The sequence below is a fragment of the Streptomyces sp. NPDC007875 genome, assembly GCF_042868035.1.
GTDB classification, from domain to species: domain Bacteria; phylum Actinomycetota; class Actinomycetes; order Streptomycetales; family Streptomycetaceae; genus Streptomyces; species Streptomyces antimycoticus.
In genome coordinates, this window is sequence record NZ_JBIADZ010000020.1 from 128,829 (window position 1) to 147,717 (window position 18,889).

Annotated in this window: 17 protein-coding genes and 4 pseudogenes; 11 read left to right on the top strand and 10 right to left on the bottom strand. The window is 68.0% G+C overall.

Going from position 1 to position 18,889, the window contains the following annotated elements:
- Positions 1 to 848 precede the first annotated feature (848 nt).
- On the bottom strand, positions 849 to 1,175 hold the full coding sequence (locus tag ACFYOY_RS33660) for a MerR family transcriptional regulator (RefSeq protein ID WP_351904836.1): 327 nt from the start codon (positions 1,173 to 1,175) through the stop codon (positions 849 to 851).
- 618 nt (positions 1,176 to 1,793) lie between these two features.
- Here ACFYOY_RS33660 and ACFYOY_RS33665 point away from each other — a divergent pair.
- The 3 genes from ACFYOY_RS33665 to ACFYOY_RS33675 all read left to right on the top strand — a co-directional run bounded on the left by ACFYOY_RS33665 (position 1,794) and on the right by ACFYOY_RS33675 (position 3,497).
- Complete coding sequence (locus tag ACFYOY_RS33665) at positions 1,794 to 2,207, top strand: ATP-binding protein (protein WP_351904833.1); 414 nt, start codon at positions 1,794 to 1,796, stop codon at positions 2,205 to 2,207.
- Positions 2,208 to 2,288: 81 nt separating this feature from the next.
- The gene (locus ACFYOY_RS33670; RefSeq protein ID WP_351904830.1) at positions 2,289 to 2,993 is read left to right on the top strand and encodes an IS3 family transposase; all 705 of its coding nucleotides are present in this window, start codon (positions 2,289 to 2,291) and stop codon (positions 2,991 to 2,993) included.
- 324 nt (positions 2,994 to 3,317) lie between these two features.
- A complete protein-coding gene (locus ACFYOY_RS33675; RefSeq protein ID WP_351904827.1) occupies positions 3,318 to 3,497 on the top strand; it encodes a hypothetical protein in 180 nt (59 codons plus the stop codon).
- A 430-nt stretch (positions 3,498 to 3,927) separates the two neighbouring features.
- On the opposite strand, the gene ACFYOY_RS33680 is transcribed toward ACFYOY_RS33675, so the two are convergent.
- Positions 3,928 to 4,509, bottom strand: a complete 582-nt coding sequence (locus ACFYOY_RS33680) for a MarR family winged helix-turn-helix transcriptional regulator (RefSeq protein WP_388591265.1) — start codon at positions 4,507 to 4,509, stop codon at positions 3,928 to 3,930.
- Between the two features lie 62 nt (positions 4,510 to 4,571).
- Between ACFYOY_RS33680 and ACFYOY_RS33685 the strand changes: the two genes are divergently transcribed.
- The 3 genes and pseudogenes from ACFYOY_RS33685 to ACFYOY_RS33695 form a co-directional block, all read left to right on the top strand.
- Positions 4,572 to 5,291 carry an SDR family oxidoreductase gene (locus ACFYOY_RS33685; RefSeq protein WP_351904824.1) on the top strand — a complete coding sequence of 240 codons (720 nt, stop codon included), beginning with the start codon at positions 4,572 to 4,574 and terminating at the stop codon, positions 5,289 to 5,291.
- A gap of 267 nt (positions 5,292 to 5,558) precedes the next feature.
- Entirely contained in the window at positions 5,559 to 6,224 is a 666-nt protein-coding gene (locus ACFYOY_RS33690; RefSeq protein WP_388591337.1) for an aldo/keto reductase, read from the top strand.
- 35 nt (positions 6,225 to 6,259) lie between these two features.
- A pseudogene (locus ACFYOY_RS33695) lies at positions 6,260 to 6,526 on the top strand (transposase); the annotation flags it as partial.
- A gap of 23 nt (positions 6,527 to 6,549) precedes the next feature.
- On the opposite strand, the gene ACFYOY_RS33700 reads toward ACFYOY_RS33695, so the two are convergent.
- Entirely contained in the window at positions 6,550 to 7,185 is a 636-nt protein-coding gene (locus tag ACFYOY_RS33700) for an Lrp/AsnC family transcriptional regulator (protein ID WP_388591267.1), read from the bottom strand.
- A gap of 259 nt (positions 7,186 to 7,444) precedes the next feature.
- Between ACFYOY_RS33700 and ACFYOY_RS33705 the strand changes: the two genes are divergently transcribed.
- The gene (locus ACFYOY_RS33705) at positions 7,445 to 9,550 is read left to right on the top strand and encodes a SpoIIE family protein phosphatase (protein WP_351904819.1); all 2,106 of its coding nucleotides are present in this window, start codon (positions 7,445 to 7,447) and stop codon (positions 9,548 to 9,550) included.
- A gap of 71 nt (positions 9,551 to 9,621) precedes the next feature.
- On the opposite strand, the gene ACFYOY_RS33710 is transcribed toward ACFYOY_RS33705, so the two are convergent.
- The 4 genes and pseudogenes from ACFYOY_RS33710 to ACFYOY_RS33725 all read right to left on the bottom strand — a co-directional run bounded on the left by ACFYOY_RS33710 (position 9,622) and on the right by ACFYOY_RS33725 (position 13,379).
- Positions 9,622 to 9,957, bottom strand: coding sequence for a hypothetical protein (locus ACFYOY_RS33710; protein WP_351904815.1), 336 nt, complete (start codon positions 9,955 to 9,957; stop codon positions 9,622 to 9,624).
- 334 nt (positions 9,958 to 10,291) lie between these two features.
- Positions 10,292 to 10,534 (bottom strand): DUF5302 domain-containing protein, encoded by a 243-nt coding sequence (locus ACFYOY_RS33715; protein WP_059148108.1) that lies wholly within the window; start codon positions 10,532 to 10,534, stop codon positions 10,292 to 10,294.
- Positions 10,535 to 10,693: 159 nt separating this feature from the next.
- Positions 10,694 to 12,109 carry a DEAD/DEAH box helicase gene (locus ACFYOY_RS33720; RefSeq protein ID WP_351904811.1) on the bottom strand — a complete coding sequence of 472 codons (1,416 nt, stop codon included), beginning with the start codon at positions 12,107 to 12,109 and terminating at the stop codon, positions 10,694 to 10,696.
- 160 nt (positions 12,110 to 12,269) lie between these two features.
- Positions 12,270 to 13,379 (bottom strand): annotated as a pseudogene (locus ACFYOY_RS33725) (integrase core domain-containing protein).
- A 289-nt stretch (positions 13,380 to 13,668) separates the two neighbouring features.
- On the opposite strand from ACFYOY_RS33725, the pseudogene ACFYOY_RS33730 reads away from it, so the two are divergent.
- Positions 13,669 to 13,866 (top strand): annotated as a pseudogene (locus tag ACFYOY_RS33730) (transposase); the annotation flags it as partial.
- A gap of 260 nt (positions 13,867 to 14,126) precedes the next feature.
- On the opposite strand, the gene ACFYOY_RS33735 reads toward ACFYOY_RS33730, so the two are convergent.
- Positions 14,127 to 15,185 carry a LacI family DNA-binding transcriptional regulator gene (locus tag ACFYOY_RS33735; RefSeq protein ID WP_388591270.1) on the bottom strand — a complete coding sequence of 353 codons (1,059 nt, stop codon included), beginning with the start codon at positions 15,183 to 15,185 and terminating at the stop codon, positions 14,127 to 14,129.
- A gap of 131 nt (positions 15,186 to 15,316) precedes the next feature.
- Between ACFYOY_RS33735 and ACFYOY_RS33740 the strand changes: the two genes are divergently transcribed.
- On the top strand, positions 15,317 to 16,162 hold the full coding sequence (locus tag ACFYOY_RS33740; RefSeq protein ID WP_388591339.1) for a phytanoyl-CoA dioxygenase family protein: 846 nt from the start codon (positions 15,317 to 15,319) through the stop codon (positions 16,160 to 16,162).
- Positions 16,155 to 17,567 (top strand): sugar porter family MFS transporter, encoded by a 1,413-nt coding sequence (locus tag ACFYOY_RS33745; RefSeq protein ID WP_351906394.1) that lies wholly within the window; start codon positions 16,155 to 16,157, stop codon positions 17,565 to 17,567. Before ACFYOY_RS33740 ends, ACFYOY_RS33745 begins: the two co-directional genes overlap by 8 nt.
- A gap of 23 nt (positions 17,568 to 17,590) precedes the next feature.
- On the opposite strand, the gene ACFYOY_RS33750 is transcribed toward ACFYOY_RS33745, so the two are convergent.
- A complete protein-coding gene (locus ACFYOY_RS33750; RefSeq protein ID WP_388591345.1) occupies positions 17,591 to 17,914 on the bottom strand; it encodes a hypothetical protein in 324 nt (107 codons plus the stop codon).
- 128 nt (positions 17,915 to 18,042) lie between these two features.
- Positions 18,043 to 18,336 (bottom strand): annotated as a pseudogene (locus ACFYOY_RS33755) (integrase core domain-containing protein); the annotation flags it as partial.
- Between ACFYOY_RS33755 and ACFYOY_RS33760 the strand changes: the two are divergent.
- A complete protein-coding gene (locus ACFYOY_RS33760; RefSeq protein ID WP_388591272.1) occupies positions 18,224 to 18,868 on the top strand; it encodes a CatB-related O-acetyltransferase in 645 nt (214 codons plus the stop codon). The pseudogene ACFYOY_RS33755 and the gene ACFYOY_RS33760 sit on opposite strands and share 113 nt — an antisense overlap.
- Positions 18,869 to 18,889: the final 21 nt, after the last annotated feature.

Below are 18,889 nucleotides of genomic sequence, written 5' to 3' on the forward strand. Positions count from 1 at the left end.
CACCGCGGAGTTGGCGGGGGGTCAAATTATAACCGCCCCCCGGGTGGCGGGGGGGGGGGGGGGCCCTACCCCCCCCCCCCCCCCCCCGGGGGGGGCGCCCCCCCCCCCACCCCCGGGGGGGGGCCCGCCCGCGTCGGTGCGCGCACGACCGGGCACCGATCGGGAAGCCGGGCCGGCCCAGGCGCGCAGCGAACGTCCGGCTCACGCTGCTGTGCGTCTCCCCGTGACCCTGCTTTCGCGCACCAGTGCCTGGAAGCCCCCTAAGCCCCACATGCTGAGGGCCCGGCGCAGACTGGGCGGCCGACCGCGGATGACGGCGTCGACCGGGTTGAGAGCCGACAAGGGATCCTTATGGGGCACCCGTTGACACGTCCGCGAGTGTCCGGGTGCGCCGACGTCCACGGAGCACCGTCATCCGGCAAAGGGCCCCACACCAGCGCGCCCCGGTGAAAACCCAGGAACAACTGCGGCCATCAACGGGCCGGTGCCTTGAGTGAAGGCTTCGGCCAGGGCGGCCGGGAACTCGCTGAGGGATCCGTGCCCCGGGGAGGTGAGCGTTTCGGATGGCGGCTCACCGCCAGCCAGGTGGAAGGTTGCGAACCGACCACCAGCATCGACTGCCGGGCCGCCCCACGGGAGCAGGGAGTATTGACACCTTTCAAGGAGTCTGCGCCGGGACACACGATCCTGCGGGCGCGTCCCGGAGGGCATCCTGGACGGCTACGTGCGCGACAGGGCTCGATGAGGTGTGGTGACCCGGCGTCGGTGCGCCAGCGGTGATGCGGGCCGCGGGTGCTTCAGGTCGTGCCCGCAGCTGTGATCTCGGGCAGGTCGGTGTCGAGACGCCGTTACGAGGTGGCGCTGTCGGTGCGCAGTTCTTCGTTGATGCGCTGGGCTTCTTCGAGTTGGTCTTCGAGGATGATGATGCGGCAGGCGGCTTCGATGGGGGTGCCGGCGTCGACGAGTTCGCGGGCGCGGGCGGCGATGCGCAGCTGGTAGCGGGAGTAGCGGCGGTGGCCGCCTTCGGAGCGCAGTGGGGTGATCAGGCGGTGCTCGCCCAGGGCGCGGAGGAAGGCGGGGGTGGCGCCGAGCATGTCGGCGGCCCGGCCCATGGTGTAGGCGGGGTAGTCATCGTCGTCGAACTTGTCGACGGGGCGGGTACTGCGAGGGGGCATAGACCTCTTCTTCCATACGGACGCGTCGAGGGGCCCGGGTGCCGTACTGGCACCCGGGCCCCGAGCTTTCAACACCATCTACCGGCTGACTGCGCCGGCCTTCTTGTTCCGCTGGTCCGCCTGGGAGGGCGGAAGTGCGGGGATCGCGGATGCGTGACCGGGGACCACCTTCCAATCCGGGGCCTGCGGTACCCGAGCGGTGTTCTGCCTCGCCCGGGCGATCCTGATGGCGTCTGCTCCTTACCTCATTCGGTTACTCGGTTGTACTGCTGGATACCACGGGTACTGCATGCGGCCCCTGAGGCCGCTCGGCCCGGCAGCCAGTGACGGAACCCAGCCTCATCCGGCCCCGCCACTCCACTGCCGTTCCGCATACTGCTCGACCTGCTCGCACGGCAGTTCATCTCTGCCGTGCCCTCTTCGACTTCTTGGGTACGAGGAAACACTAACCCCCGCACGCACTCATGTCTACTCTCGCCATGACAGATTTTCTCCACAGTCAGTGAGGGGACTTCTGCCTCGGGCGCGCACGGAAGAGTGCCATCCGGGATTGACGAACCGCCCAGCGGGCACAAGCCCGGCCCGGCGGCACAACCGACCCAGGCGGGGTGTGAGCGCGTGAACGACACGACGACAGCCAACACGACAGCCCCCAGGCCCCCTGTCGTCGAAGACGGCAGCCCCGCCGGCATCCCTCGCACCCGCGACGTCGCCCGTGCCTTCGCGGACGCCCTCGACCCGGCCCCGGCCCCCGAGACCGCGGAAACCCTGGCCCTGGGGGTCTCCGAACTCGCGACCAACGCCCTGCGCCACGGCGGCGGCCACTACACCCTCCACCTCAGCGCCACCGCCGACGCGGTGAACGTCGCCGTCAGCGACCTCACCCCGGCGCCCCCGCGCGAACGCACCCACGACCTCAACGACGGCACCGGTGGCTTCGGATGGCCCACGATCCGCCGCCTCACCGGGGCCCTCACCATCACCCCCGGCCCCGGACAGGGAAAGACCATCCACGCCCGCCTCACACGATGACCCCTGAAGGGTGTCTTTATTGCCCTACGGTGGTTGACCTGCGGCTTTGCGATCGCCCGAGTATGGGCATGATCAGTGATCGTGGGCCTGCGACTGCTCTACCTGATCTTCTGCCGCCTGCTGTGCGGCCTCCTCGTGGTGGGCCGCTCGACGGCCGCGAAGAACGCCGAGATCCTTGCCCTTCGTCATGAGGTCGCTGTGCTGCGTCGGCAGGTTGAGCGGCCGCGGCTCTCATGGGCTGATCGTGCCGTGCTCTCCGCTCTCGCCAGGCACCTGCCACCCGTCTTACGTCGCCATCGGCTGGCCACCCCGGGCACGCTGCTGATCTGGCACCGCCGTCTCGTGCGCTGGAAGTGGCGCCAGACGGCGGTCAGTTCCGGTCGGCCACCGTTACCGGAAGAGAAAGTCGCGCTCATCCAGCGCCTGGCGAGAGAGAACCCGACCTGGGGATACGTCAGAGTCCAAGGCGAACTGCGACGGCTTGGCCATCGGGTCGCCGCCGCCACGATCCGGCGCGTCCTGCGCCGCTCCGGCCTGCCACCCGCGCCGCAACGCGCATCCCCGCAGACCTGGCGCACCTTCCTCCGAGCCCAGGCCCACACGCTGCTCGCCTGCGACTTCATGCACGTGGAGACCGTCTTCCTCAGACGTCTCTACGTCTTCTTCGTCATGGAGATCGCCACCCGGCACGTCCACCTGGCCTACGTCAACGACCTCACACCCCATCGAATCGAACGACGGCCCGTTCTCGGTGGCCTGATCAACGAGTACCGCCAGGCTGCCTGAACGGCATCGCCGCAGTACACAGCATCGAATCGTATTTTCGAGCGGCACAGGGCAGCGTGGTGGGGTGGCCTGGTCCTCGCCGGTGGTCCAGTAGGCGAGTTGCCAGTGTTCGCCCGCCCACATGCGCAGCTGGGGCAGGTGCCCACCGTTGAAGACCTCCCATCCGGCGCCCACGGCCAGGACATTGTGTAGGTGCCGGATATTACGTCCGTGCAGGTCACACGCACTCGGTGAGCTTGAGAAAGGTCAAGACAATCGTTCCTCTCCTCCCGTGGGCCAAGACTGGGTGTAGCGCGTCCGCGCCAACCGGCGAGATGCTTGACGGTGCTGCTGCGACTCCTCTTCCTCGCCCTGTCGACAATGTTCACGTTCGTGCGACTCGTGCCGATGAGCGATCGCGAGAAGGATCTGGAGATTCTGGCGCTGCGCCACCAACTCGCCGTGCTACAGCGCACGGTAGACCTGAAGGGTTGCGCCTGCCGGAAAACCCATCTGCCCTGGTGAGAGGCAGTGTGGAGATGTAGGAACCTCGTCTGAAGCTCGGTGGCCTGCGGCAGCCACAGCGCGGATTCTCCATGTCGGCTGGCGACGTCCCCGGCGTCACAGCGAAACCGGCTGGCGCAGACAGCGGCGCGATCACCCTCAGTCCGGCCGTCTGATCACACTGGCCTCAGCGTCGAAGGCACCCGGGCCAAGCTGAAGCGCCTTGTCAAACTCGGCATCCTCACCGAAGCCGACACCGGCAACTTCACAGGAAGCAGTTGCCGGCGCCGCGGCCAGCACCCCTGCCCCAAGCATCACGTGAAACGGATTACCGCACGAACAACCGCCTCGCTATGAGGCGGCGACCACCGCGTCGGTGTGAAGGGTCGCAGTGCAAGCGCTGCTGGGCGTATCGGCGCCCGCGGGACTTCGCCGCCCGACGACACGCCTGTCATTCATCGCCGACATGGGAAATGCGGTCGTCGCCGAGTCGGTGCTGAACATGCTGGAGCAGTACCCGGAGCAGTTCGGTGAGGTGGCCCTGCTGCTCGGACGTCAGACCGCCGATCAGCTCGGCCTCCCGGCCCAGGACGTGGTCGACGGTGGCCTCGACCAGGTCGTGTCCGGCCTGGGTCAGCGAGACCAGGACTGTGCGAGGCCGCCCTTGCCCGGGCCGGCGGGTGACGAGCCCGTCGCTTTCCGCGCGGGCGACGCGCTGCGAGATGGCGCCCGCGGTGACCAGCGACCGCCGGCTGAGTTCGCGTGTGCTCAGCGTGTACGGCTCGCCGCTCCGTCGCAGAACACTCAGCAGGTCGAGGGTCGCGGCATCGACTCCGGCCTGCGCGAGGACCCGCCGCCGGTCGTCGCCCAGCAGCTTCGCCAGCCGCCAGATGGGCGTGACGATCCCGATCGATGTAACGGGCGTGCCGGGCCGCTCGCGCTCCCAGGCGGCAGCGATGTCCTGCACGGGGTACGTGGAGGCGCCGTCCGTCGGGTAGCTCATGCTCTTCGGCGTGGTGGGCTCATTCGCCATACCGACCCTCTCCAGTGCTATGTTTAGCTCTAAATTTAGACCTGAATCTGGAGGCTCATCGTATGTCACGCACGATCCTGGTAACCGGCGGCGGCACGGGCATCGGTCGCGCCATCGCCCGCCATTTCTCCGACCAGAACGAGACTGTCATCGTCACCGGCCGTCGTCCCGGCCCCCTCGACGCCCTTGCGGCCGAAACCAGCGTCCGCCCCCTGGTCTGCGACCACACCGACCCCGAGGCCCTCCTTCACCTCGTGACCGAACTCCCCGAGCGCGTCGACGTGCTGGTCAACAACGCGGGCGGCAACATCGTCTTCGATGCCGACGGCAAGACCGATCTCGCCGCCTTCGCCCGCGACTTCCGCGCCAATCTCGACGCGAACCTCATCAGTGCCGCCCTCACGACCCGGGCCCTCGACAACCGTCTCGCCCCGGGCGGTGCGGTAATACACATCGGCTCCATCGCGGCCGACCAGGGAGCCGACTCCTACGGAGCGTCCAAGGCGGGCCTCGCCACCTGGAACCTGAGCCTTGCCGACGCCCTCGGGCCTCGAGACATCACCGCCAACGTGGTCGCGCCCGGCTACATCACCGACACCGAGTTCTTCCGCAACCAGCTCTCCGACGAACGCCGCGCCACCTTGATCGCCGCCACCTCCACAAGTCGTCCCGGAACCCCGGCCGACATCGCGGGCGCGGTCGCCTTCCTCGCCTCGCCGGCCGCCCGCCACATCACGGGGCAAGTCCTCAACGTCAACGGCGGCGCAAGGAAAACCCGGTAGCCGCACTGCTGGTGGCGGCTTCGCGACACATGGCGAGAGTCGGCCTCCGCACCGACCCGGTGGCCACACCGCATCAGCTCCTGCAGCATCGTGCCCGCACCGCAGAGGCATGGCAGATTTCGGCCGCCGACTTCAGCTCTTGGGCAACGGTGGCCATGGGGTCCAGTTCCGGCCCGTGCAGCCCCAACGCCATGGTCACCAGTCCGTCCTCGGGAAGTTCAGACACGCGGTGATCAACGACCACTTCTCGTCCGATAAGTCGCTGGGATACGGCTTCCGTTCACTCACCCCGCCGGCACCAGCAGACACCGCACTGCGGACCCACGGCTTCCGCCCACGCCCCAATACCATCAGGAGACCCCAAAGCGACTCAAAAACCCACGAACCGCCCTCTCAGACGGCGCCTCGGTCGGACTCGACAGCCGGCCGGAACAGATCAAGCGGGTCGCCGCCGCCTCACTGCGCCGCCTGCGCACGGACACGATCGACCTCTTCTACCAGCACCGGGTCGACCCCGACGTGCCGATCGAGGACGTCGCGGGCGCGGTCGGCGAGCTGGTACAGGCCGGCAGGGTACGGCACTTCGGCCTGTCCGAGGCCGGTGCCGCGAGGATCCGCAGGGCGCATGCCGTCCACCCCGTGACTGCGGTACAGAGCGAGTACCCCCTGGTGACCGTGATCCCGAGCCCGAAGTCCTGCCCAACCCTCGCCGAACTCGGCATCGGATTCGTCCCCTTCAGCCCGCTCGGCAAGGGCTTCCTCACCGGCGCCGTCGATACTACGACCGCGTTCGCCGACGGCGACATTCGCACCACCATCCCACGGTTCGACCAGGACAACCTCGCCGCCAACCATGCACTGATTGACCACGTCGCCACCCTGACCAACGCGAAGAACGCCACTGCGGCTGAACCTTTGGAGTGGACACCCTGACAATGGATCTTGATGGTCCAGGGAGGGATGTCCAGGTGGGACGCAAGTCTCCGTACCCGGACGAGTTCAGGAAGGACGTGGTCGCGCTCTATCGCGCTGCGGCCGGGAAGCGGACGTACGCGGCGGTGGCCGCAGATCTCGGCATCACCGCGGAGTCGCTGCGGACGTGGGTGCGCAAGGACGAGGCCCAGGCTGTGCCCGAGGGCCGCGACGGCAGCGTGAGTGCGGCTGAGGAACTGGCCCGGTTGCGAGCGGAGAACGCCCGGCCGCTCAAGGCCGAGCAGGAGTGGATGGTCGCCCGGCCAGACCATCACAACACGTTCAGTCAAAGTTCCAGTGGCAGCGGGTAGGGACCCGGGCCCTTGAGGGTTCGGTGGATTGGCGTGGTTACTGTGTGCCGCAGTCCGGGCAGTCCGGACACAGTCTGGGTCAGGTAGCGGTACAAGAGTTGTGCCGAGTCCACCTGGATGCTCGCATACAGGTTCGTCGCGCCGGTCACCGCCGCGGCGAAGGACACCTCGGGATGTGCCGCCAGGGCCTCGCCTGCCTCGGCCAGCCGCGCGGGATCGATCTCCAGCCAGAGCCCGATCCTGAGCTTTCGGTGCAGGACGTCGGGGTGGTAGTCCACGTCAAGGTACAGCACGCCTTCGGCGCGCAGATCATTGATGCGGCGGCGCACTGTGGACTCGGACAGCCTGGTGGCCGTGGCCAGTTCGCCCACCGGGGCCCTTCCGTCGCGGGCCAGCAGGTCGAGCAGCAGTCGGTCGCGGTCGTCCAGCACGACGGGTTCCGAGCCGGCTGTTCGGCCTCCGTCCGTTGGCCGCGGGGTCAGTGCGGCGACCTGTGCGTCGGTCAGCGGTCCGCTCTTGTTGATAAAGCCGAGGTCCTGACCGAAGAACACATGCAGGACGCAGTGCGTGGAGACGTCGACCACTCGGGGGATGCGGGGCAGCTTCTGCACCAGGAAGGGCTCCTCCAGGCCGCCGCCGCCCTCTGCTGCTACAAACGCCTCCTCAAACTGACCATATAGAACACGGTGTAATTACTAATAGATAACAGATTATGTTATTCTTAACTACGTGGAATTTACGCGCTCCAAGTCTTTCGCTTCAGCGGTTTATGGACACGCCGGACTGATCAAACGGCGGAATGAGGCCATGACCTCTGCACTGAGGCGTACGTACGATCGACTGGGAGCTAGCACTGGCACTGTGTACCTGATGTCCACAGAACGCAGGATGCTGGAAGCCGCCATGACGGTGGACTCACCGTTGAGCTTCTCCATCACGCCAGCGATCGACCCGGAAAATCTTGCTTGGCCGACGTCCATCGCATACCGGATGGGGCAAGTGGTGGTATTCAACGAGAGAGAGGCGCGTCGCGTCGCCCGCCATTCGCCGGCGGCCGTGGTCAGCGTCGCGTTTCCCATGACAGTCGTGTGCGCGCCGCTACGCACCTCTCGGCATCGCTTCGGGATTATTGGACTGCGCTGCGTACCTCCTCGGCCGATCGCCGAGGAAGAGTCGGCGTACGTGCTGAGCATCGCTGACGAGCTGGCTGTCGAATTGGAGAACCTAGCCGACCAGGGCTTGCCCATCGAGGCGGCCTCGGTTCCGCTTTTTATCTCCAACCGTCCAGGATCGTCGGCCCGTGAGGGAGAGGGGCGCCAACACGGTCGACCGGAGGCGACTGCGGCATCGGTAACGGGTAGCAGCTACCTGTACCAACTCCAACGGCTATCCACGGAGCTCACCGCCGCGGCCCGCGTACGCGACATCCTGGCCATAGCCTATGCTCACATAGTCCGGCCCTTCGGCGGACAAACAATGACACTGTGCTTGGTGGAAGAAGAACGCCTGCACGTACTCGGCGCCGCCGGGCTGTCCAGGGAGGAAGTCCACTACGTCGAAGGGACATCACTGGGCCAGCACACTCCCGAGACGGACACCATTAATAACGTCGAAGTCAATATCTTCACGTCGATCGAAGAATTCCGGCAGAAGTATCCCCACCTCGGCATCGATCCGGAGCGCTGCGCACGCGCCTATCTCCCCCTGATTTCCAGCGGCCGCGCAGTGGGCTGCTGCTCGCTGGAATTCGACAGTCCCGGCGCCCCATTGTCTGCTGAACAAATCGCCCTCCTGATGATCATGCTAGAGCAGGTGGGCCACTCCCTCGAGCGGGCTCGGTCCTACGAGATTGACCATGCCCTCAAGCACATCTTGCAGCGCGGTCTGCTACCAAGAAGCCTTCCGCACCTGCCCGAGGCAGTCACCACCGCCCGCTACTTCCCCGCTGGCGAGCAGGCAGAAGTCGGAGGTGACTGGTACGACGTGGTGACGTTGCCGGACGGTGGCCTAGGGCTCGTCATCGGCGACGTGCAAGGACATAGCATGGAGGCCGCCGCCGTGATGGGCCAGCTGCGCAGCAGCGTCCGCGCCTACACCGCCGAGGGTCACGGGCCCGCTACTGTGCTGGAACGAAGCAACCGCTTGCTCACCGAGTTGGACACCGACCTGTACGCCACGTGTTGCTGCATGTGGCTGGACCTGGCGACGGGTACGGTGACCGCGGCCACCGCCGGACATCCGGAGCCGCTGATCACCGACGCTGGCGGACGGCCCATCCGACCGTGTTTGACGCCCGGCCCACCATTGGGCATCGATAAACGTGCCACCTACCAACAGAGCGAAGCCCAGGTTCCGCCAGGAGCGGTTGCCGCACTCTTCACGGACGGCCTGCTGGAATCTCGACGCCTGGGCACCGACGGCGCGATTCGGCGGCTCGCCCGTCTGCTGGCTGAAAACTACGGCGAGGATCTGGAGGCGCTGGCCGATCGGATGATCGGCGACCACGGCGGAGGCCAGGCACACGACGACGCCGCACTCGTCCTGGTGCGCTACGAAGGAGGGCAGTCCCACAAACACTCCCGCATCGCACGAGCGTCCGTACAGCGCCACGATCTGCAAGGGGTTTCGTCTGTCCGAGACTTCCTGCAGGATCTGCTACACCAGTGGAATGTGTTGCCCCTCTTCGACGAGCTGGCACTGACGGTCTCCGAGGTCGTCACCAACGCGCTGATCCACGCTCAAAGTGACGTAGACCTGCGCTTGCGGGCATATCCGGACCGCATACGGGTGGAGGTCCGCGACAGCGATCCATATCCTCCGGTGCCCACCGCCCTCCTCCACGACGACGCCCGCAACCAAGAGGCTGAGTCCGGGCGCGGACTGCTGATCGTTGACGCACTCACCCAGACGTGGGGAAGCTCGCCCTCAGGCCGCGGCAAGACCACCTGGTTCGAGATCGGCATCCCCAACAAGTAGCCCTCCAGTGGCTTTATTCACGAGTCGTGACCTCGGCTGTACACGGGTTTGGGAGGCACCCAGATCCACGGTCAGGTGATGTTCACGAGTTTTGAAGTCACTGGGGCACTTGCCACGGGAGCATCGAGGTGCTCCTGGTGAAAGGCCCTGGTCATGCCGCAGATGTCGAAGGTCGAGCGGTACGCCGCGATCCGGCGCGACCACCGCGGCGGCATGACGATGCGGGAGGTCGAACGCAAGTACAACGTGTCGTGGCGGACGGTCCGCAAGGCGGTGGACTCGGTCTGGCCTGAGCCACGGAAGAAGCTGCCGCCGCGGCCGACGGCGCTGGATCCGTACAAATCGGTGATCGATGCGATCCTGCGGGCAGATCTGGACGCGCCACGCAAGCAGCGGCACACGGTCACGCGGATCTTCCACCGCCTGGTCGAGGAACACGGCGCCGACGTGTCCTATCCGATGGTCCGGGTTCTCCTTCCGCCTGTCGTATTCGGGCAAGGCCGTCCACCGCGTGTTCGCCTCCTGCGGTCAGGAAGCCTTCTTCGAAGGACACTGCACGCGCTGCGGACGCTGGGCGGTGTCCCGCGGAGCAAAGTCCGCCACGACAATCTGAAGGCCGCCGTTGCCCAGGTGCTGGGGCTGAGCCGGGCGAGGGTGGAGACTGACCGATGGATCGCCTTCAGGTCGCACTTCGGGATCGAGAGCTTCTACAGCGGCAATACTGAAAGAGAGCTCATTGACTCAGCCGCCGCTCTTGCGCCGGAACGACCGCTGGCTCGCAGCCGGGCCGTTCGCCCTACGGACCTTCGACGCCTCGACGTTCGCAGCGAGGTCAGCGGCGTCCGCCTGCACACTGCGCTTGCGCGCCAGGGCCTCCCGGAACTTGCGTTTCAGGTCGTAGTGGCCGTCGCTGTCGGGCACCAGGGCGGACGTCTCGGGGTCGGTCGGCTCCGAACCTTCTTTGGATACAGACTCTGCGGTCATGGCGACCTCCTGGGTTAGGGCAGTGGGAAGCACAGCTTGTCATGCCGAGCACACCACGAGGGCGTTCATCTCGTAGGTGTATGCACCGGAGGGTTGCGGGCCGGGCTGGAGGTTTTCCGTTCCGGGGTCGGAAGTTTTCGACTATCAGGGCGACGGCTCTCAGCCGCCGCGACGCACCCGGGCCGCCTTGCGGGCTTCGGCGAGCTTGCGGGCCTCGGCAGCCTTTCGGGACTTGCCGCCGGCGCCGCGGGAGGTGTCCTTGCTGGTGCCCAGGCCGCGGAAGGGAGCGTTGGTGTTCTTGGGCCGGGGCGCGGCCGACCCGCCATCGAGCGGGGTCCCGGAGGGGGCCTTGGCCCCGGTGATCCGGCTCAGCTCCGCCTCGCCCGAGCGTACCTTGGTGATGGTCGGCTCGATGCCGGCCTCTGCCATCAGTCGGCTCATCTCGCGGCGCTGGCCCGCCAGCACCAACGTGACGACGCTGCCGGACTCACCGGCCCGGGCGGTACGGCCCGCGCGGTGCACATAGTCCTTGGGATCGGTGGGCGGGTCGACGTTGACCACGAGATCGAGGTCGTCGACGTGCAGGCCACGGGCCGCGACATTGGTCGCCACCAGGACGGTGATCTGGCCGTTCCTGAACTGCGCCAGGGCCCGTGTGCGCTGCGGCTGGGACTTGCCGCTGTGCAGGGCCGCGGCGTGCACTCCGCTGGCTCGCAGATGCCGGGTGAGCTGGTCAACCGCGTGCTTGGTGTCCAGGAACAGCAGTACGCGGCCGTCGCGGGCGGCGATCTCCGTGGTGACGGCGTACCGGTCGGGGCCGTGGACGACCAGAACATGGTGGTCCATCGTCGTGACTGCGCCCGCGGACGTGTCGACCGAGTGGACGACGGGATCGTGGAGGTAGCGGCGGACCAGGTGGTCGACGTCGCGGTCCAGAGTGGCCGAGAACAGCATCCGCTGACCGTCGGGGTATACCTGGTCGAGCGCCTCGGTCACGTGCGGCAGGAAGCCCATGTCGCACATCTGGTCGGCCTCGTCGAGGACAGTGATCCCTACCCGTCCCAGGCGGCAGGCCCTGCGCTCGATGAGGTCGTGCAGACGGCCGGGGGTGGCGACGACCACCTCGGCTCCATCGCGCAGCGCAGCGATCTGCCGGCCGATCGACATGCCGCCGACGACCGTGGCCATCCGCAGCCGCAGTGCCTTTGCGTACGGCGCAAGCGCCTCGGTGACCTGTTGGGCCAGCTCTCGGGTAGGCACCAGGATCAGAGCCAGGGGCTGTTTCGGTTCCGCGCGCCGCCCAGCCATCCGTGCGAGCAGCGGTAGGCCGAAAGCGAGCGTCTTGCCCGATCCGGTGCGCCCGCGCCCCAGGACATCGCGTCCCGCAAGGGCGTTGGGCAGCGTGGCTGCTTGGATCGGGAAGGGCTCGCGCACACCGAGTTCGCTGAGCGTTCGCAGCACCTCGGCTGGTAGTTCCAGGCTGGCGAAGGAAGCGACCGGGGGCACCGTTGGCGCAGTGGCCATGAGCGGGGCGGGATCGCTGTGCGAGGTGCCGGGGAGGTCAGGGTGATTCATGAAGAGCCTTCCGCATGCGAACGTACCGAGGAAGGCCCGGTAGGAATGAGCAGTCGACGAACAAGAGGAACCGGACAGGCAGGATCGCCAACCGTCACGAGCACGCAAAAGCATGAGGCTAACACGAAGTGACAGCCCCTGAAGGCTGTCAATATTCCGATCAGGCTGCTGAGCTGGGTGTTTCCTGCGGATGGTAAGGCAGCCGGGGTGGCATGGTGTGGTACTCGTTGAGCAGTCCACCGAGTACCTGGCGGCGCCTGATTGTGCCAGCAGGTAGGCGGATGATGTTCGGGTCGTCGTCTGGGGCTCGCAGGTCCAGGCTGCGGTGGGGCCGTCCCGCGTTGTAGTGCTCGGCATACGTGGTGAGGACGGTGCGCAAATGTCGTTCGCCGGTGCTGAGGAGGCGGTCGGTGCACTCGGTGCCGACTGTGCGTATCCATCGTTCGGCGAACGCGTTGGACCGTGGGCTCTGCGGCGGTGTTGGGATGACGGCCGTGCCGTTGCCGGCGAAGACGGCGTCGAATGCGGCGGTGAACTTGCTGTCCCGGTCACGGATGAGGAATCGGAAGCGCCCGGCCCCGTCGCCGAGGTCCATGAGCAGGTTGCGGGCGAGTTGGGTGACCCAGGCGCCGGTCGGGCGTGCGCTGACGCCCAGGACATGAACGCGCCGGGTGGTGATCTCCATGACGAAGAAGACGCAGAGTCGTTCGAGGAGACGGTCTCCACGTGCATGAAATCGCAGGCGAGCAGCGTGTGGGCCTGTGAGCGCAGGAATGAGCGCCAGGTCCGCTGGGAGGCGCTGCGGCGCGGGCGGTAGACCGGAACGGCGCAGGACGCGCCGGATCGTGGCAGCGGCGACCCGATGCCCGAGCCGTCGGAGCACGCCTTGGACTCTGACGTACCCCCAGGTCGGGTTCTCCCGCGCCAAGCGCTGGATGAGCGCGACCGTCTCTTCCGGCAACGGTGGCCGACGGGGGCCGACCGCCGTCTGGCGCCACTTCCAGCGCACCAGACGCCGGTGCCAGGTCAGCAGCGTGCCCGGGGTGACCAGCCGATAGCGGCGCAAGGCGGATGGCAGGTGCCGCGCGAGAGCGGAGAGCACGGCGCGATCAGCCCACGAAAACCGCGGCCGCTCGACCTGCCGGCGAAGCACAGCGACCTCATGACGAAGCACGAGGATCTCAGCATGGTTCACGGCGGTCGACCGGCCCAGCAAGAGGAAGCAGCCCAGTAGTCGAGAGAAGCTCAGGTAGAGCAGTCGCAGACCCACAATCATTGATCACGCCCACACGTAGACGACCGCAAAGCCGCAGGTCAACCACCGTACGGCAATAAAGACACCCTTCAGGCATCCTCCACGAGTACCGACATGCAGCGTGACCTGCACGGATGAAGTTTCCGGCAAGGGCAGACGGTGACGGCCGCGATGCGGTGGCAGGGAAACAGCAGCAGCGCCAGGCCGACGTATCCGCCCCCCAAGCCTCACCAACCGGGTCGCACCGCCGGAACTGGCCCTCGCCATCATTGCCCCTCACCTGCCCGGAGGGAGAGAAGCCGCCATGCGCCGCCGCCTCTATCCCTCCGACACCACCAACGCCGAATGGGCCCTGATCGAACCGCTGCTGCCCACCCCGGCCTGCGAGACCCACCGCGGCGGCCGGCCGGAGAAACACCTTCGCCGCGAGATCGTCAACGCGATCCGCTACGTCGTCGATACCGGATGCAAATGCCGGGCACTGCTCGCGGATTTCCCGCCCCTTGCCCGGAGCGGGGTGATGCTTCGCAGTCGGCTGTTGAGGGGGTCGGAGTTCGCGGCGGCGTAGCTGTACCCCAGGGACATGTGGAGCCGGCCGCCGTCGTGCAGTGGCGCGCCGTCTCCGCGGGCGGCGCGGATAGCGGTGCGGACGCGTTGTTGGAGCGCGACGGCTTGGGTGTCGGGCCACACGTCGAGAACGGCGCCCGCCAAAGACGTCGTCGACATCCGCGTCGCGTTCTCGCGGCGGCCGCGCCAGGCCCGTCAGCCGGTCGGTGCGGGGCCCGCCGGTACTGAGCCGGTGGGCGGCGTGGCCGCGCTCGTGCTGGCGCGGACCTCGAGATGGTGGGGCACGGCGATGTCGAGTGGTGGTACGGCCGCGGCGGGGCTGTAGATGCGGTCCGCCAGGCATTGCAGGGCGCGTTCGGCGATCTGCTTCTTGTCGGGCACCACGGTGGTCAGGGGCGGATGGGCGTAGCGGGCGTCCTCGATGCCGTCGAAGCCCACTACGGCGAGGTCGTCCGGGACGCGCAGCCCGTGTTCGTGCGCCATGTGCAGCGCTCCGAGGGCGAGTTCGTCGCTGAAGGCGAAGACGGCGTCCGGCCGTGCGCCGGATTCCAGCAACGCGGCCATCGCCCGGGCCCCGTCCTCGCGGTGCAGTGCCCGTACCGGCTGTTGCAGTGCCTCGTCGGGCGGGAGCCCGGCGCGTCGCAGCGCACGGTGGTACCCCTCCAGCCGCTGGCGGGCCGTGTCGTTGTGGAGGTGGGGCTGGAGGCCGATCGCGGCGATGCGGCGGCGTCCGGTCTCCAGGAGATGGGTCGTCGCCTCGTCGGCGGCGAGGACGTTGTCGACGGCGACGCGGTCCGCCACTCCCGGTGCCCGCTGCTCCCCCAGGAGGACCACGGGGATGTCGCGGGCGCGGGCCGTCAGCTCCTGCGGGCGCAGGGACCACGGGCTGATGATGAGCCCGTCGACCATGCGTCCCCCGGTGCCTTCCAGCAGTCGGCGTTCCGCCTCGGGGCTGCCGAAGGTCTGGTCGATGACGACCGTCCACGAGCGGTGCTGGGCCGCCTCGACGATCAGGCTGGCGAGTTCTCCGAAGTACGGCGAGTACAGCTCGGGGATGGCGAGCCCGATGAGCCCGGTGCGGCCGGCGCGCAGGTTGCGGGCGGCCAGGTTAGGGCGGTAGCCCAGCTCGTCCAGTGCGGCCTGGACCCGCGCCCGCGTCTCCTCGGCCACGGAGGCGGAGCCGCTGACCACGTTGGAAACGGTGCGTATGGACACCCCGGCCAGGGTTGCCACGTCCTTCAGGCGACTGCTCACAGTGGCCATCTTGGCACGCCTCGCAGCGATGGGCCAAGAACGTCAATACGGTGACCGGATGGCTATTGCAACGTTGCATGCAACGTTGCAATATGTGGGGATCGCCGCAGCGCAAGGAGGCGCACATGACCATGCGGGCATATCCCGGCATCAGCCCGGATCACCTGGACGTCGACGTGTCGGCCGACGTGGAGGCTCTGTACACCGACGGCATCACCGCCCGGAAGGGTGCTTTCACCCCCGAGTGGGCGGACCGGCTTCGCGAGGACATCGACGAGGCGTTCGCCGAGGCGCTGACGCGCCCCGACGGCGCCGTGGGCCGCGGCCCCAACCGCTACTACGTCGAGATCCACCCCGAGCAGCTCCGGGGGTTCGCGGAACTGGTCGACCACCCCTGGGTACGGTCGCTGTGCACGGCGGTGCTCGGCCCGGACTACCGCATCGTGGAACTCGGCTTTGACGTTCCCCTGGAGGGCGCGGCCAACCAGCCGTGGCACCGTGACTTCCCCATCCCCGAGGAAACCCGGCGTGAGCGCCGCCTGACCTCGCTCGCGTTCAATGTGACCGGCGTGGACACCGAGGAGGACATGGGCCCCTTCGAGATCGCGCCGGGCACCCAGTGGGACGACAGCCCGGAGTTCGAGCACGGCATGTTCCCGCCGAAGTCGCACTACGGTCGCTACGAGGAGCGCGCCGTGCGCAAGTACCCTCAGCGTGGGGACCTCTCCTGCCGCACCGCGCTGACCATCCACCGCGGGACGAGGAACGAGTCCGCGAAGTCCCGGCCGGTGCTGGTCCTGGGCGTCGACGGCCCGGAGGCGGACAACGGTGACCGGCACGACACGGCGGTCACCCGGGCCTTCTGGGACTCGCTGCCGGAGCGCGTGCGCGAGCACCTCGACTGCCCGGTGGTGGACGCGCTGGTCCCGGTCACGCAGAAGCACACCATCGAGGGTCTGGTCATGGGCGATGTCTGAGGACACCGCGGTCGCGGTCGCCGCCGAGCGTGCTCCCGTCCGCCAGCCGGCCCAGGTCTACGCGGTCGCGGCCGTCTCCGCCCTGGGCGGCCTGCTCTTCGGGTACGACACGGGCATCATCTCCGGCGCCCTCCTCTATCTCCGGGAGGACCTCCAGCTGTCCTCCCGGGAACAGGAGATCGTCGTCGGAGTCATCCTCGTGGGGGCGATGATCGGGGCGCTGGTGTCCGGATCGCTCGCCGGCCGGCACGGCAGGCGCCGGGTGGTCCTGTGGGTGGCGGTGGTCTTCGCCGCGGGAGCACTCGGTGCGGCAGTCGCGCCCGACACCGCCACCCTGGTCGCGGCACGCCTCGTCCTGGGCCTGGCCGTGGGCGGGGCCTCCAACATGGTGCCCGTCTACATCGCCGAGGTCGCGCCGCCCGCCATCCGCGGCCGGCTGATGGTGCTGTTCCAACTGATGGTCGCCATCGGGCAGTTGATCGCGTACCTGTGCGGCTGGCTCCTGGCGGGCAGCGGCGGGTGGCGGGTGATGTTCGGTCTGGCCGTCGTTCCGGCCGCCGTACTGCTGATCGGCATGACGAAACTGCCGGAGAGCCCCCGCTGGCTTGTCGAGCAGGGGCACACCGCGGCGGCCCAATCGGTGCTGCGGCGGCTTCGCCCCGCGGGTGCCGACATCGACGACGAGATCGCGGGCATCGGCGAGGTCGTGAAGTCGACCCCGCGGCAGGACAGCCGCGCGCTGTGGCAGCCCTGGCTGCGTCCGGCGCTGGTCGTCGCGCTCGGCGTGGCCGCGTTCTCCCAGCTGACCGGGATCAACGCGATCGTCTACTACGCCCCGACGATCCTCGCCGACGCCGGCTTCGGGAAATCGGTCGCGCTCATCACGGGCATCGGCATCGGGGCGATGCTCGTCGTGGCGGGCATCACCGGTGCCATCGCGGTGGACGCCATCGGCCGCCGCCGGACCATGCTGTGGTTCATACCGCTCTCGGGTCTGGCCATGGCCGTACTCGGAGGCGCCTTCCTCATGGAGGGATCAGCCGCGCAGCACTGGGTTGTGATCATCGCGCTGTTCGCCTACATCCTGTTCAACGGCATCGGCATGCAGTCCGTCGTGTGGCTGATCGCGCCGGAGATCCTCCCGCTCCGTGTGCGTGGACCGGCGACCAGCCTCGCGACCCTGACGGTCTGGGGTTTCGATCTTCTGATCGCCGTGACGGCGCTCAGCGCGATCAACGCGGTGGGAAGGTCGGGGACGTTCTTCGGCTATGCGGCGCTCAACGTCCTGTGCGTCGTCTTCGTGCTGTGGAAGGTGCCCGAGACACGCAACAGGCGGCTGGAGGACATCGAGCGGGCGCTGCACGCGCCCGGGTCACTGCGCCGGAACCTCTCCACCTCCCGCTGACGAGCCGAGCCCCCGGCCCTGCGTCAGGCCGCGCGGCCCAGTGCCGCCCGCTCCAAGCGCTCCACCGACGTCACCGTGTGCATGCACGCGGTCAGCGCACGGCTGCGGGCGTGGGAGATGCCGCCGGGTACCGTCGGGTCGGTGAGCTGGGCGAGACGGCCGTCGGTCGCGACGCGGTCGAAGGCCGCGCGCAGGTCACCGGTTCGCGGCGGAGCGTCCAGGGCGAGGGCCTCGGCGAGCCGGTCGAGGTGGTCGCGGACCTCGGCGGCGAACAGCGCCGTCTCCGGCGCCGCGTCCGACGGGGTGCGTGGCAGGTTGCCGTGTACGAGGGCGGCGGCGCGGCCCACCTCGAAGACAGCGGCCCGGATGGCTCCCAGCTGCGGTACTCGTTGAGCAGTCCGCCAAGTACCTGGCGACGCCTGACCGCGGCGGCGGGCAGGGGGATGATGTTCGGGGCGTCGTCTGGAGCACGCAGGTCCAGGCTGCGGTGGGCCCGTCCCGAGTTGTAGTGCTCGGCGTACTGGGTGAGGACAGTACGCAGGTGCCGTTCGCCGGTGATGAGGAGTTGGTCGGTGCACTCGGTGCGGACTGTGCGTATCCATCGTTCGGCAAAGGCGTTGGACCGGGGGCATTGCGGCGGCGTCGGGATGACGGCTGTGCCGTTGCCGGCGAAGACGGCGTCGAACGCGGCGGTGAACTTGCTGTCCCGGTTCCTCGTACGGGAGCAGTTCGAGCCCGTCTCTGAACAGCCGGGCCTGTTCCGGCTCACCGACCCCGACGACGCGACCGCGTTCAAGACCCGCAACGTGCTATACCACTACGGACCGGAGAGGCTGGTCATCGGCAATTTCTGCGCGCTGGGCACGGGGGTGCGGTTCATCATGAACGGCACCAACCACCGCATGGACGGCCCCTCGACCTTTCCCTTCCTCACCGTGGGCGGCTCCTGGGTCGACCACTTCGATCTGCTGACCCGCCTGCCCAACCGCGGGGACACCGTCGTCGGCAACGACGTCTGGTTCGACCACAGCACGACCGTCATGCCCGGCGTACACATCGGACACGGCGCGATCATCGCCAGCGCCTCCGTGGTCACCAAGGACGTCCCCGACTACGGCATCGTCGGCGGCAACCCGGCCCGTCTCATCCGCACCCGCTACAGTGACCCAGGCATCGCCCGGCTCCTCGTGCCGGCCCGGTGGGACTGGCCCCCGGAGCACATCAGCGAGCACGTACGGACCCTTATGTCCGGCAGTGTCGACCAACTGCGGGACACGGCACCCTCCCTCCAGCACCCCTGATCCACTTGCGCCCGCGCGCTT